Source organism: Amycolatopsis rifamycinica (assembly GCF_000695625.1).
In the GTDB taxonomy this organism is placed as follows: Bacteria; Actinomycetota; Actinomycetes; order Mycobacteriales; family Pseudonocardiaceae; genus Amycolatopsis; species Amycolatopsis rifamycinica.
The window spans coordinates 23,188-36,884 of sequence record NZ_JMQI01000055.1; the positions used below are offsets into that span (position 1 = coordinate 23,188).

At 73.0% G+C, this 13,697-nt stretch carries 14 protein-coding genes; 6 read left to right on the forward strand and 8 right to left on the reverse strand.

Going from position 1 to position 13,697, the window contains the following annotated elements; translation table 11 throughout:
* Positions 1-32: 32 nt before the first annotated feature.
* Positions 33-1,025, forward strand: coding sequence for a LysR family transcriptional regulator (locus DV20_RS25770; protein ID WP_235190955.1), 993 nt, complete (start codon positions 33-35; stop codon positions 1,023-1,025).
* A 75-nt stretch (positions 1,026-1,100) separates the two neighbouring features.
* Complete coding sequence (locus DV20_RS25775) at positions 1,101-1,469, forward strand: hypothetical protein (protein WP_051736130.1); 369 nt, start codon at positions 1,101-1,103, stop codon at positions 1,467-1,469.
* Here the strand turns inward: DV20_RS25775 and DV20_RS25780 are convergent.
* The 4 genes from DV20_RS25780 to DV20_RS25795 form a co-directional block, all read right to left on the reverse strand.
* Positions 1,459-1,803: an STAS domain-containing protein gene (locus DV20_RS25780; protein WP_043784549.1), complete on the reverse strand. Its 345-nt coding sequence runs from the start codon at positions 1,801-1,803 to the stop codon at positions 1,459-1,461. The two genes, DV20_RS25775 and DV20_RS25780, sit on opposite strands and share 11 nt — an antisense overlap.
* Complete coding sequence (locus DV20_RS25785) at positions 1,800-2,969, reverse strand: SpoIIE family protein phosphatase (protein WP_043784551.1); 1,170 nt, start codon at positions 2,967-2,969, stop codon at positions 1,800-1,802. The genes DV20_RS25780 and DV20_RS25785 overlap by 4 nt, the downstream gene beginning before the upstream one ends.
* 59 nt (positions 2,970-3,028) lie before the next feature.
* Entirely contained in the window at positions 3,029-3,829 is an 801-nt protein-coding gene (locus DV20_RS25790) for an alpha/beta fold hydrolase (RefSeq protein WP_043784552.1), read from the reverse strand.
* A gap of 103 nt (positions 3,830-3,932) precedes the next feature.
* Positions 3,933-4,601 (reverse strand): TetR/AcrR family transcriptional regulator, encoded by a 669-nt coding sequence (locus DV20_RS25795; RefSeq protein ID WP_043784554.1) that lies wholly within the window; start codon positions 4,599-4,601, stop codon positions 3,933-3,935.
* Positions 4,602-4,655: 54 nt separating this feature from the next.
* Here DV20_RS25795 and DV20_RS25800 point away from each other — a divergent pair, with 54 nt between their 5' ends.
* Positions 4,656-5,663, forward strand: a complete 1,008-nt coding sequence (locus tag DV20_RS25800; RefSeq protein WP_043784555.1) for a hypothetical protein — start codon at positions 4,656-4,658, stop codon at positions 5,661-5,663.
* Here the strand turns inward: DV20_RS25800 and DV20_RS25805 are convergent, their stop codons facing one another.
* The 4 genes from DV20_RS25805 to DV20_RS25820 all read right to left on the reverse strand — a co-directional run bounded on the left by DV20_RS25805 (position 5,664) and on the right by DV20_RS25820 (position 10,938).
* Positions 5,664-6,038, reverse strand: a complete 375-nt coding sequence (locus DV20_RS25805; protein WP_043784557.1) for an STAS domain-containing protein — start codon at positions 6,036-6,038, stop codon at positions 5,664-5,666. It lies immediately after the preceding gene.
* Between the two features lie 119 nt (positions 6,039-6,157).
* The gene (locus DV20_RS25810; RefSeq protein ID WP_043784559.1) at positions 6,158-7,126 is read right to left on the reverse strand and encodes a hypothetical protein; all 969 of its coding nucleotides are present in this window, start codon (positions 7,124-7,126) and stop codon (positions 6,158-6,160) included.
* Positions 7,127-7,225: 99 nt separating this feature from the next.
* A complete protein-coding gene (locus DV20_RS25815) occupies positions 7,226-8,248 on the reverse strand; it encodes a GDSL-type esterase/lipase family protein (protein WP_043784560.1) in 1,023 nt (340 codons plus the stop codon).
* Positions 8,245-10,938, reverse strand: a complete 2,694-nt coding sequence (locus DV20_RS25820) for an exo-rhamnogalacturonan lyase family protein (protein WP_235190956.1) — start codon at positions 10,936-10,938, stop codon at positions 8,245-8,247. The genes DV20_RS25815 and DV20_RS25820 overlap by 4 nt, the downstream gene beginning before the upstream one ends.
* 320 nt (positions 10,939-11,258) lie before the next feature.
* On the opposite strand from DV20_RS25820, the gene DV20_RS45610 reads away from it, so the two are divergent.
* The 3 genes from DV20_RS45610 to DV20_RS25830 are packed head-to-tail and all read left to right on the forward strand — an operon-like array spanning position 11,259 to position 13,584.
* Entirely contained in the window at positions 11,259-11,423 is a 165-nt protein-coding gene (locus tag DV20_RS45610) for a hypothetical protein (RefSeq protein ID WP_160169755.1), read from the forward strand.
* On the forward strand, positions 11,420-12,478 hold the full coding sequence (locus DV20_RS25825; protein ID WP_043784564.1) for a LacI family DNA-binding transcriptional regulator: 1,059 nt from the start codon (positions 11,420-11,422) through the stop codon (positions 12,476-12,478). Before DV20_RS45610 ends, DV20_RS25825 begins: the two co-directional genes overlap by 4 nt.
* Positions 12,475-13,584: a glycoside hydrolase family 53 protein gene (locus DV20_RS25830; protein ID WP_043784566.1), complete on the forward strand. Its 1,110-nt coding sequence runs from the start codon at positions 12,475-12,477 to the stop codon at positions 13,582-13,584. Before DV20_RS25825 ends, DV20_RS25830 begins: the two co-directional genes overlap by 4 nt.
* The last annotated feature ends 113 nt before the right edge of the window (positions 13,585-13,697 follow it).

Consider the following 13,697-nt stretch of genomic DNA (forward strand, 5'->3'; position numbering starts at 1 on the left):
GCTTTTTTGCCGGTATTGCGTAGTCTGGCTTCATGATCGAGGTGGGCGCGCTGCGGGCGTTGCGCGCGGTGGCGGCCCTGGGGACGCTGGCGCGGGCGGCCGACGAACTCGGGTTCACCGCGTCGGCGGTGTCGCAGCAGATCAAACGGCTGGAACGGCAGGTCGGGGTGCCGGTGCTCGCGCCCGCCGGCCGCGGGGTGGTGCTGACCCCGGCCGGACAGGCGATCGTGGACTCGGCGCCCGAGGTGTTCCACGCGCTGGAGCGCTGCGCCGAAGCCGCCCAGTCCGTGTCGGACGGCGCACCGCGCGGCACCCTGCGGGTGGCGGCCTTCTCGACCGCCATCCGCGGCCTGTTCGCGCCCGTCCTGCCCCGGCTGGCGGCGCGGTGCCCCGACCTGCGCGTGGAGCTCACCGAGCAGGACCCGGACGAGGCCCTGCACAGCGTCGGCGCGGGGACGGCGGACTTCGCGCTGGTCCACGACGCCGACGGGCTGCTGCCCGCCCCGCTGCCGCCCTCGCTGACGCGGCGGTGGGTGCACACCGACGTCGGCGACGTGGTGGTGAGCCGCACGCACCCGCTGGCCCGGCTCGACGCGCCCCTCGCCGGGGCCGCGCTCGCCGGGCACGCGTGGGTCACCAGCCCGCCCGGAACCGTGTGCCACCAGTGGTTCCGGCGGCTGTTCGCCGAGGCCGGGGCCGAGCCCGACGTGCGCCACCTGGTCGACGACTTCGCGACGCAGCTGGCGCTGGTGGCTGCCGGGCAGGTGGTGGCGCTGGTCCCGCGCCTCGCCCGCCCGCCGCTGGGGGAGAACCTGATCGCCCGGCCCCTGCGGCGGCCGCCGAGCCGGGAGGTCCACGCGGTGTGGCGGCGGAGCGCGGAGGCGAGCCCGGCGATCCGGGCCGTGCTGGCGGAACTGGCGGAACCGGGCCCGGCCACCGGCGGCGTCGCGCAGCGGCCCCTCGCCGACGTCGAGGCCCCACTCCCGGCCGAGCAGCGTGCTCAGCTCGCGCGCCACCCGCGTTAGGGTCGGGGGGTAGCGAACTTTCCGCGAGGAGGCACTGTGCCGGTCGCCGCCGCGATCACGTTCACCTGGCTGGGAATGGTGCTGGCGATCTCGTTCCTGGAGGCACCGCTGAAGTTCCGCGCCCCCGGCGTCACGCTGCCGCTGGGGCTGGGCATCGGCCGGGTCGTGTTCGCCGCGCTGAACCGGGTCGAGGTGCTGTTCGCCCTGGCGCTGGCCGCTTGTCTCGTGGCCGGCCCGCGGACCACGACCGCGGTGGTCCTCGGCGCCGCCGTGGTCCTCGTGCTGCTCGTCCAGCTGGTCGCCGTCCGCCCGGCGCTGACGCGCCGCTCGGATCGCGTGCTGGCCGGGGAAACCGGGCCGCGCAGTCACGCGCACCTCGGCTACATCGGCCTCGAGGTGCTGAAGGTGGCCGCCCTGCTCGCCTTCGGGATCGTCAGCCTCTGAGGGCGGCTTCGGCGCTCGGGTAGGTCGGGAAGAAGTCCCCGAGGCCGATCAGCCCGAACGTCCGGCTCAGCCGGCCGGGGACGGCCGCCAGCGCGACCCCGGCCCCGGCGGCCTCGGCGACGTTGCGCGCCGCGATCAGCGCGGAAATCCCGCTGGAGTCGCAGAACGTCACCCCGGCCAGGTCCACCACCAGCCGCTGGCCGGCCGCCAGGGTGAGGGCCTCGATGCCGGCGCGCAGCCGCGGCGCGGTCGCCACGTCGAGCTCGCCCAGGACGGTCACCACCGCGCCGGCCCCCGTGGTGCGGGTGGTGACGGAGAACGGGGTGCCGGTCACGGTCGATCGCCTCCGGGACGCGGGATGCTCAGTGCCAGCAGGGCCGTGTCGTCCTCGACGCCGTCGCCGAAGCCGGCGAGCAGGCCGGTCACCGCCGTGATCACCGCCGGTGCCGTCGTCGGCGCCAGGCCGGTCAGGTACTCCTGCAGCTCCTCTTCGCTGTAGCGGACGCGACCGTGCGCGCGGGCTTCGGTCAGGCCGTCGGAGTAGAGCAGCAGCGTGTCACCCGGTCCCAGGACGACGTCCGCGGCGGCGAAACGCGCCTGGGGCAGCGCACCCACCAGCTGACCACCCGGGACGGGCAGGAACTCGGACGTGCCGTCGGCGCGGATCAGCAGCGCCGGCGGGTGGCCGCCGGTGGCCAGGGTGACCGCCGCGCCGCCGGCCTCGGGGCGGATGCGGCCCAGGACGACGGTGCAGTAGCGCGGATCCGAGCCGCGGTACTCGTGGTGCAGCACGGTGTTCAGCCGGTCCAGCACGGTCGCCGGGTCCGGGTCGTGCACGGCGGCGGCGCGCAGCGTGTAGCGCGCCAGCGACGTCACCACGGCCGCGGCGGCGCCCTTCCCGGAGACGTCGCCGAGGAAGAAACCCCACGTGTCGCCGGTCAGCGGGAACAGGTCGTAGAAGTCGCCGCCGACCTCGTCGGCCGACGCCGGGTGGTAGTAGGCCGCGACCTCCACGCCGGGGACCTCGGCCAGCGCGGGCGGCAGCAGGGTCTGCTGCAGCGTCCGCGCGAGCCGTTGCACGCGGTCGCGTTCGCGCTCGGCTTCTTCGCGCGCCCGCAGCAGTTCCCGCTCGTAGGCCCGCCGGTCGCGCGCGTCGAAGATCGTGGTGCGGATCAGCTGCGGCTGCCCGTCGGTGCCGGTCTTGACCGTCGAGGTCACCAGCACCGGCAGCCGGCTGCCGTCCGCGGTCTTCAGCTCGAAGGCGACGCCGCCGAGCTCGCCCTGCATGCGCAGGAGCGGCGCGAAGTGCGTCTCGTGGTAGATGCGGCCGCCGACGGTGAGCAGGTCGGCGAACCGGCGCCGGCCGACGACGTCTTCGCGCGCGTAGCCGAGCCAGCCCAGCAGCGTCGCGTTGATCTTCGCGATCGTGCCGTCCAGCAACGTCGACAGGTAGCCGCAGGGTGCGTGTTCGTAGAGGTCTTCCGCGCTGTCCTCCAACATGGCCGAAAATTCCGGAGCGGCACTTTCCCGACCACCCGGACCGGGGTGGCCCTCGCACATCATGGCCCGCTCACGAACGCCGTGATCGCGGCGGCCGTCGCCTCCGGTGCGCTGAGCTGGGGGCAGTGCCCGGTCGCGTCCAGCGTCACGAGGGTGCTGCCGGGGATTTGCTCGTGGGTGAACCGCCCCACCTCGGGCGGCGCGATGGCGTCGTTCGCGCACTCGAGGATCAGCGTGGGCACGGTGACCTTGGCCAGGTCGGCCCGGTTGTCGGAGAGGAACGTCACCCTGGCGAAGACGCGCGCGATGGCGGGATCGGTGCGGCAGAAGCTGTTCGTCAGCTCCTCGCCGAGCTCCGGGCGGTCCGGGTTGCCCATGATCACCGGCGCCATCGTCGCCGACCAGCCCAGGTAGTTCGACTCGAGCGAGTCGAGCAGCTCGTCGATGTCGGCGCGGCTGAACCCGCCGCGGTAGTCCCCGTCGTCGAGGTAGCACGGCGACGGCGTGAGCAGCACCAGCTTCGCGAACCGGTCCGGCTCGAGGTTGGCGGCCAGCACGGCGATCATCGCGCTGACCGAGTGGCCCACCAGCACGACGTCCCGCAGGTCCAGCTCGCGGCAGATGGCCAGGACGTCGTCGGCGTAGCCGTCGAGGCTGCCGTAGCGCTCGGGCGTCCAGGCGGACAGGTCCGAATGCCCGGCGCCGGTGTGGTCGAACAGCACCACCCGGTACCGCCGCTCGAGCTCCGGGACGACGAGGCGCCACAGGTTCTGGTCACAGCCGAAGCCGTGCGCGAGCAGGAGAGCGGGGCCGTCTTCCCGGCCGGTGACGGTCACGTTGTTCCTGGTGCGCATGCTCACCGGGACATCCTGCCACCGACCCGGCCGGAACGTGGACTGAGCGCCCATTGTCGCGTACCGGGAGGGCCGGGTGGCGTACCTGGGCGGTGGGACGGTGGTTCCCTCAGGTCCGACGCTGGGCGAAGCCGTCGAGCAGGCAGTCGAGGCCCAGTTCGAAACGGGCGTCCGCGGTCAGGTCCGGCATGTCCGCGAGCCAGCCGGCGAGCGAGTCGTCCGCCATCTCGGCCGCGTGCGCCTGCAGGTCCTCCGTCGAGGCGATGCCGAACCGCTCGAGCATCGCCAGTTCGCGGGTGACGCTCATCGCCGTTCCCGTGACGTAGTTGTCCAGCAGCGACGCGTACGCCACGGCCGGCCGGAGACCCGCGCCGTCGAGCACCGTCAGCAGGAAGGCCGCTCGGCGCAGGGTGCGGGGGCCGAACGGGGGCCGGCCGTCCACGAGTTCGGCGTACCAGCGGTGGCGGCCGATCATCGCCCACAGGCTGGTGGCGAGCCCCCGCAGGTCGGCGCGCCAGTCGCCGCTCGGCGCCGCCGGCACCGAGACCTCGGCCGAGACCTCGTCGAGCATCAGGTCGACCAGGCCGTCCTTGTTCAGGACGTACCGGTACAGCGACATCGGCGTGGCCACCCCCAGCGCGTCGGCCACCGTCCGCATGGTCAGCGCGGCGACGCCGCCGGTGTCGGCGACTTCGATGGCCGCGCGCACGACGGCCGCGCGGGTCAGCGCGTTCTTCCGGCCCGGCGGCTCCGGGTGGTGCCAGATCAGCGGTGGCATGCGCGGAGTGTACGTCGTACATTGGAGTGTACGACGTACATTCCGGGAGGGGCCGTGCAGCTCAGGGGGATCAACTACGACACCGGCTTCGGCGGCGCGGTGGGGGACCGGTCGCGCCGGGAGTTCGACCCCGCGGTCGTCCGGCGGGAACTGGCCATCATCGCGACGGACCTGCACTGCGACGCGGTCCGGATCAGCGGCGACGATCCCGATCGGCTCGTGGTGGCCGCGCACGCCGCGATCGACGCCGGGCTGCGTGTGTGGTTTTCGCCGTTCCCGATGGACCTCACGCCGCCGCAGCTGCTGCCCTACTTGGCGGACTGCGCCCGGCGGGCCGAGGAGATCCGGGCGCGGGACCCGGAGACCGTGCTCGTGCTCGGCTGCGAGATGTCGCTGTTCTGCGTCGGCTTCGTGCCCGGCGCCGCTCTGCTGGAACGCGTGCGCAACGCGGCGGATCCCGCGGCCTGGGCCGGGTTCACCCACCAGTGGGACTTCGGCACGATGCTGCGTGACGTCGCCGGCGTCGCGCGGCGGCACTTCGGCGGCAAGATCACCTACGCCGCCGGGGACTGGGAGGAGATCGACTGGGCGGAGTTCGACTTCGCCGCCGTCAATCTCTACCGCTCGGCGGACAACGCGGGTGGCTTCGCCCAGCGCGTACGCGACCTTTCAAGCCAGGGGAAGCCGCTGGTCATCACGGAGTTCGGCTGCTGCACCCACCGGGGCGCCGCCGACGCGGGCGGGACCGGCTGGATGATCGTCGACTTCGAAGCCGACCCCCGGGTGCTGAACGGCGCCTACGACCGCGACGAGGCCGGTCAAGCGGCCTACTTCACCGAGCTGATGGACGTCTTCGAGACCGAAGGCGTGCACGGCGCGTTCTGGTTCACCTTCGCCGGTTACGAATGCCCGTCGGATCCGGAGCCGCGGCGCGATCTCGACCTGGCCAGTTACGGCCTGGTCAAGGTTCTGAAGGGCCGGGACGGCAAGGCGTACCCGGGGCTCGCGTGGGAGCCGAAGGAGGTCTTCCACGCCGTCGCGGCCCGGTTCGGCCGCCGGTGATCAGCCGGCGAGTGCGTCTTCCCGGGTGGTGGCGACGGCCAGCGCCTCGTGCAGGCCGGTCAGGCTGAGGGTCCGGTTGACGACGCTTGCCTCGGGGGCGACGACGCGGACCCGGGTGCCGGCGCCGGCCTCGCGGCGCGCCTCCAGCAGCACCGTGATGCCGATCGAGGCGAGGAAGGACACTTCGGACAGGTCGACCACCAGCAGCTCCGGCGCGTCGGCGAGGGCGGTGGTGACCGCTTCGCCGAGGACGGGTGCGCTGAGCAGGTCGATTTCGCCCGCCACCGCCAGCACGACCGCGCCGCCGGAGTGGTGGGCCGTCACGCGCAGGAGGTCCTGTGGCCGGACCCGGTTGCCGTCAGCGGTCACGGTCACCCCTGGGCTGCATGCTGGGACCCCTTCTCCGTCGTCCACTCTGCTCCGAGTCGGTTGTACCCCGCTCTCGCGGCGGCCAAACATCGGTGAACAACTCGAACGGAGTCATTCCCGGGACCTCAGAGCAGCGGCTCGGACCGGTACCGCGCGATCCGCTCGGTCAGCCCCCGCACCGCCGCGTCGCCCCGGTGCGCCCGCAGCAGCCGCTCCAGCGGCCCCAGCCGGTCCTTCGGCCGCACCGAGCCCACCGCTCCCGCCAGGTCGACCGCCTCCCCGCCGATCCGGGTGGCCTCGTCGAAGTCGCCCCTGAGCGCGTGGTTCTGGGCCAGCATGATCAACGTCAGCGACCGGCTGCGGGCCATGTCGGCGCCGTAGCGGCCGGCCGCTTCGGTCAGCTCGGTGATCGCCGCGCCGCTGTGGCGGGCCCCCACCGCCGTGGCCAGCTCGGTCAGGACCGTGCCGCGCATCGCCGCCATGTCCGTCTCGCGGAAGAACGCCTCCCACGGCTTCGGCTCCGGCCACGAGCCCGCTTCCGCGAACACCGCTTCGGCCTCCCCCAGCCGGGTCAGGGCCGCCCGCTCGTCCCCGCCCATCGCGGCCGCCCAGGCCTCGTTCGCCGCCAGGATCGTCCACGCGCGGCGGGATCCGGAGCGCCGTGCGGCCGCCTGGCCCTCGGCGAACTCGGCCAGCGCCCCGGCCACGTCGTGGTGGTGCAGGTGAACGCGGCCGAGCCGGTAGCGGATGTTCGCCACCAGGTTGTCGTTGCCCGCCTCGGCCGCGAGCTCCAGCGCCCGCGCGAAGCGGTGCCGCGCCGGCACCGCGTGTCCGATGTCGAACTCGGTCCAGCCCAGCAGGTTGTGCACGTCGGCCAGTACCGTGTGGAGCCTGGCCCGCAACGGACCCGGGACCGTGCCCCAGTGCAGCAGCAGGCTCGCTGTCTTGACCACCCGGACGGCGTCCCGGCAGAACCCGCCGCCCTGCCGGTAATCCAGGGCCCGCAGGACTCCGACGGCCGCTTCCAGCTCGCCGACGTCGGTGGTTTCGATGCTGATCGGAAGGGGTGTGCCATCGCCCGTCGTCGTCACCATGACCTCACCTCGCGCCACGTGCACGCATGGTCGGTTGCCGGCGCCGGGGAGATACCCACGACGGGCGCGGTGGAAACGGCCGTCACCCGCCGGGGGAGGTCAGTGCCGAAGGAACCGCGCGATCGGCAACCGGGCCTGGGTCGCGGCCTGCGCGACGAGGGCGGCGAACTGCTCGGCACCGTACCGGCTCAGATGGGTCGCGTCGTCGACGCCGTCGTGCGCCAGCGTCAGGTACAGCGGCCAGGACGCGGCTTCACCCAGGCCCTCCAGCAGTGCCTGGCTGTGCGCGGTGAGGTCGAGCAGCGGGAGCCGCTGCCGCCGGGCGACGTCCCGCAGCACCGCGGGCAGGTCGACGCCGAGGTTGTTGACCACCAGGCCGAGCGGCGTGAGCCTGCCGTCCGCGCCGAACCGGTGCCGCACCGGGGGTGTGACCATGACCGGCGCCCCGCCCTGCGCGCGAACCCCGGCGACCAGCGTGGCGAGGTTGGCGCGGTAGACGTCTTCGGTCGTCTGCTTGTCGTTGTGCGCCAGCTGGATCAGCACCGTGTCGCCGGGCCGGATCATCGGGCGCACCCGCGCGAAGTAGCGGGGGTCGTCGAGGTAGCTGACCGTGCTCGCGCCGGATTGGGCGTAGTTCCGCACGCTCGGCCCGGCGCGGAAGAACGCCGGCAGAGCCTGGGCCCAGCCGTTCTTGGGCAGGTTCGCCCAATCACCGGCGGTGGAATCGCTGATCACGAAGATCCGCGGCGCTTTCGGCCGAGGTGTCACGGTGATCCGGACCGGCCGCGGGGCCGGTCCGGTGAGGTGCACCTGGAGTCCCGGCGTGCCCGGTCCGTCCTGGCCGCTCGGCATCCCTTCCGGCGTCCGCACTTCGACGGTCACCGAACGCCGGACGTACTGCCCCGCCTCGGTGGCCACCGGGGCGAGCGCGATCCGCCGCGCCTCGACGTCGAGCCCGGTCGACCCGGCGCCGGGGCCGCCCAGCACCACGTCGATCTCGTAGTCGCCGGCGGGCACGTCGAACGAACACGAGTCCGCGCACACGGTCCACCGCGGGGACGCGTCCGCCGGGACCGCGCCGGACGCGAGCACCGCGGCCAAGGCGAGCCCGAGGATCCTCACGGCGCTTCCTCCGGGGCGATGGCGAGCAGGGCGATGGTGGCCAGGTTCCGCTGGGCGAAGTCGTTGGTGGCGAACGTGGCGAAGTCGCCGGCGGGGTTCGTCGTGGTCCGCGTGGGAATTTCCGTCACCGGACCGGCGACGGCGGAGCCGGTGACGCGCTCGGCGGGCGGCCACGGCCGGCCCGCCGGATCACCGGTGAACTGGTCCCAGCCGCGCTTGCGCAGGCTCGCGTCGCCGAGCTGCTCGCCCGCCCACGCCGTGACGCGGGAGTAGATCGTCTTGAACAGCCCCGGGTTGAAATCGCGGCCGTACCGGGCGATCTTCTCGGCCGGCGGCGCCTGGGCGTACCGCGCGAAGTCCAGGTAGGTCCGGCGGAACTCCGGGACGTCGACCAGGTCGAGGGCCTCCCAGAGGATCTGCTCGCCGAGGAAGGCCATCGAAAGGTTGTAGCCGCCGTCGAAGTCGCCCTTCTCCAGGTTCACCAGGTGGCCGGTCGCCGGGTCGAAGCCGACCGCGCCGCCCGCTTCCCCGGTGAACAGCCCGGCCGGGAAGGTGGCGATGTCCCGCATGCCGGTGACGATCCGGTCGCGCCAGCGGACGTCGCCGGTGCGTTCCCACTCCGTCAGCCAGTTGCTGACCAGCGCGTACCAGTCGGGTCCGATGCGGACGCGGGCCGGTGCTTCCGTCTGCGGCGGCAAGACTTCACGCAGGGGATCGATCGTGCGCAGCGTTTCGTCCACCTGCATTGACGACCGGATGAGGTCGCCCAGGAGCTCGTCGGCGGTGAGGTAGTAGGAGAACCGCTTGGTGAACGACTCGCCGACGCGGGCCTCCTTGGCGCCGTCACCCCAGTGCACGACGGCGTGGCGCGAGCCGAGCCCGGCGAACCGGCCGCCGTGGTGGGTGTCCACTTCGGACACGTGCTGGGTCATCGCGTGCGCCAGCCGGAACGTCCGGGGATCGCCCGAGCGCAGGAAGGCGTACCAGAGCAGGGCGTCCGTGCCGAGTTCGGCGTTGTCCCAGGCGTACCCGCCGACGTCGTAACGCCATTCGTGGCGGTCGGCGTCGTAGGTGTGCATGACGTCGCCGTAGTGCCAGAACCCGTACCACTCGCGCTCGTCGACCTGGCCGGCGTAGAAGGCGATCTCCCGGGCCATCCCGTCTTCGAGGGCCGCGCGAGCCGGCGTGCTCCGGTCGGGCAGGCTCCAGCGGCCGAACACCCCGGCCGCGTGGTAGGTGCCCGGGTCCGTGACCAGCTGCGGCGGCGTGGTCAGCGAGGCCGAGAGCGCGGCGATCGTGTCCCGCGGCGGGGTGGCCGCCAGCGCCCACAACCGCAGCTCGGTCGAGCGCACGACGCCCTGAGGTGTCGCGAAGCCCTCTTGGACGTCTTCGTAGGACAGGTCGAGCCCGTGCGCGACGGTGTCGTAGGTGCGCAGGTCCATCGCCGGCGCCAGCGGGGAATACGACCAGAGCGTCACCGACGCCGTGTCGGTGGCCGCGCCGCGGATGTCGAGCGAGCGCGGGGCACGCTGCCAGAAGTCGCGCAGCCCGAAGCCCAGCCCGCCTGCGGGACCGCCGACGTAGCCGAAGCCGGCCGCGCGGTCGCCGCGACCCGCGTGTTTCAGCCAGCTGCCCGCGGCGCTGGTCCGCTTCCAGACGGCGAAGTGGCGGGCGGACTCCTGGAACAGGGTGAAGTCGTTCCACAGCGCCAGCTTCTGGTAGCCGTCCCGCACCTGCTGGCCCCACTGCGCGACCGGTGGCGTGGCGGTGCCGTCGGTCTGGGCCTTCCGGACCGCCGGGCCGGGGTCGCGGCGCAGGCCGGTGAGCACCCGGACCGGCTCGCCCCAGACTCCGCCGCCGTCCGTGCCGAAGCGGACGTGCCGGTTGTGCGGCTCGTCGGCGAGCGGAACCGAGAACCGCAGGCCGAGCCCGCGCACGAAATCGCGGTTTTCGTCGGCGTCCCAGCGGAAACCGTGCACCACGCGCAGGGAGTCGTCGCCCGCGCCGAGGTGGATCCGCATGGTCCAGGGCAGGATGGCGCGGGTGCCGCGGCCGCGGTCGCGCCGGTACCGGCCGGTCAGCTTCACCACCGCGCGCACCGGGCCCGCCTGCTCGACCTCGGCGCGTTCGACGACGCCGCTCCAATCCTCGCGGCGGGGCGCCCGGCTGTCGTCGGCGTCGTCCGGCTGGTCCTGCAGGCGCAGCAGGAGCTCGCCGTCGCGGGCCACGACCCGCCCACCCCGGGAGAGCGACGGCACGGCGACGGCGCCGGTCGTGGCCAGTTTCAGCTCGACCGTTCCGTTGGCCACGACGATTTCGCGCGGCGACCGGCGCACGGTGACCGGAACCGGTGGCGGCGCGGGCGTTCCGGGGGCCAGCGCGAAGGTGTCCGCGGCGGCGGCCGACGTCACGGCGTGGCCGGTCCACTTGACCGAGCCGTCCGGCCAGTACGCCAGCGGCCACGACTGCAGCGGAACTCCGGTGCCGTCCCCGGTGCGCAGGGCCAGCGGGGTGGTCCGGGACAGCGTTCCCCGAGCCCAGGGGACGCCGAAGGCGCAGCCCACCGGGGCCGCGGGACGGCCGTCCAGCCAGTGCAGGCGCACTTCGCCGCCGCCGGACGCCGCGGGCGGGGTGACCGCGGCCGCCGTGGCCGCCGGGGGTGCGACCGCCGCCGCGGCCACGGCGGACACACCGCCGAGGAAGACTCTTCGGGAAAGCGGGGACTGCGGGGACATCATCGGCCTCCGGGTCAGCTCGTCGCCGCCGCGATGAACCGATTCAAACCAGCCGCTCCGGTGGTTGTCAACGGGATCGACCCGATCAGTCCAGTAAGCGCTTTCTCGATCACGGACCGAACGGCGGCGGCCGTTCGACCCATTCGAAAGGTTTCGGCGCTTTCGTTGGTGCTGTTGCTGGTTGACGCCGCTCGCGCGCGGACTTACCGTGCTTGAACCGATTCAGGACCGGATTCCGTGAGTTCGCCCGGTGCTGGTCTCAGAAGGGAAATCCGATGAACGGACGGCCCACGACGATCCGATTCGGGTGCTGGGCCAACGAAGGCCGGGCCGAGGTCACGAAGGCCGCGGTGGAGTTGCTGCAGGTGACCGGCCTGCGGGGTGCGGCGGCGTGGCGGCCGGTGGAGGTGCCGGCCGCGGTCGCGGTGGGTGTCCGGTGAGGCCGCCGATCGGCATCCGGGACGTCGCCGTCCACGCCGAGGTGTCGGTCGGCACGGTGTCCAACGTGCTGAACCGCCCCGACGTGGTCGCCGCCGGCACCCGCGCCCGGGTCCTGGCCGCCATCGACGCGCTGGGGTACGTCCGCAACGAGCCGGCGCGCCAGCTGCGCTCCGGCACCGCCCGCACGCTCGGCCTGGTCGTGCTCGACGTGGGCAACCCGTTCTTCACCGACGTCGCCCGCGGCGTCGAGGAGGCGGCGAGCGAGGCCGGGCACGCGGTGATCCTGTGCAACAGCGGCGCATCCGTGGCCAGGGAACGCGGGCACGTCGAGCTGCTGGCCGCGCAGCGGGTGCACGGGGTGCTGATCACGCCGGTGGACTCCGGGCCGGTGCCGGTGCGGTGGCTGCGGGAGCGGGGGATCTCGGTGGTCCTGCTCGACCACCCGACGGCGGAGGAGGACCTCTGCTCGGTCGCGGTGGACGACCGCCGGGGCGGCGAGCTCGCGGTCACCCACCTGCTGGCCGAGGGGTGCGAGCGGATCGTGATGGTCACCGGCCCGGCGGGCATCCACCAGGCGGCCGAACGCCACCGCGGCGCCCGCGACGCGGTCCGGCTGGCGGGCCGGCCGCCGGACGTGCTGGAGGTGCTGCCCGTCTCCGCCCTCAACGTGGCGTCCGGCCTGCGCGCGGGTGAGCGGCTGCTGGCCAGGTCGGTGCGGCCGGACGCGGTCTTCTGCGCCAACGACCTGCTGGCACTGGGCCTGCTCCAGGCCACGGTCCGGGCGGGCGTCCGGGTCCCGGAGGACCTGGCGATCGTGGGCTACGACGACATCGACTTCGCGGCGGCGGCCGCGGTCCCGCTGACGTCGGTCCGCCAGCCACGCCACGAGATCGGCCGTGCGGCGGCGGCACTGGTCATCGCCGAGTCGCAGTCGCCGTCCGAGCACGAGCACCGGCACGTCGTGTTCACCCCGGAGCTGGTGGTCCGCGAGTCGAGCCGCCGCCCGCGGTTTCGCCGAACGACCTCGAAAACTCGATCGAAGGAGATCGGATGACCCCGTTCCGCACCGGCCGTCTCGCGACGGCGGCCCTGATCCTGGTGGGCCTCGTCCTGCCCGTTCCGGCGGCTTCGGCCGCGAACTCCCTGAGCATGCTGGGCGCGGACGTCTCGACCGCCCAGCGCGCGCTCGACCTCGGCGCGAGGTACACCGACGCGGCCGGGGTGGCCCGTGATCCCCTCGACATCCTCAAGGGAGCGGGCGTCAACTACGTGCGGCTGCGCGTGTGGAACAACCCGCGCAGCGGCTACAACAACAAGGCCAAGGTGCTGCAGTACGCCCGCACCGTGAAGGCCAAGGGCCTCAAGCTCCTGGTCGACTTCCACTACTCCGACACGTGGGCCGATCCCGATACGCAGACCAAGCCCGCCGCCTGGGCGTCGCACTCCACCGGACGGCTGCAGACCGATGTGTACGACTACACCTACGACGTCTGTTCCGGGCTCAAGGCCCAGGGCACGACGCCGGACAGCGTGCAGATCGGCAACGAGATCAACGTCGGCATGTTGTGGAACGACGGGAAGGTCGTCAACAACGACTTCACCAACCTCGGCCTGCTGCTCAAGGCCGGCTACAACGCCACCAAGGCCTGCAACGGCGGCACCCAGGTGATCGTCCACACCGCGGACGCCGACAGCGACGCGCACGCCCGCTGGTTCTACGACGGCATCCGGGCGCAGGGCGTCCCCTGGGACATCACCGGCCTGTCCTACTACTGCTACTGGCACGGGACGATGGCGAACATGGCCGGTGTGGTGTCCGACGTGCGGTCGCGGTACGGCAAGCCGGTCGTCCTCGCCGAAACGGCCTACCCGTACACGACGGCGAACGACGACAGCACGCCGAACGTCATCTCGGCCGCACAGCCGTGCGCCGGGTACCCGGCCACCCCGGCCGGGCAGGCGGCGAACTTCACCGCGGTCCAGGACACCGCCCGCGCCGCCGGCGCGATCGGGGTCTTCTACTGGGAACCCACCTGGTACGCGGTCAACGGCAACGGCTGGGACCCGGCCGACATCACCGGCTCCGGCAACGGCTGGGAGAACCAGGCCGTCTTCGACCACTCGGGCCGGTTCAACCCGCAGGTCCGCTGGCGAGCTTGACGGGCACTCAGAAAACGCTTTCTCGAACGTCGCTTAACGTTCAGCAGATTGGCCGTTTTCTGTCTCGCCGCAGGTGTTCCGCCCGTGGCTCACGTGTTACCGTGGGAGCGCTC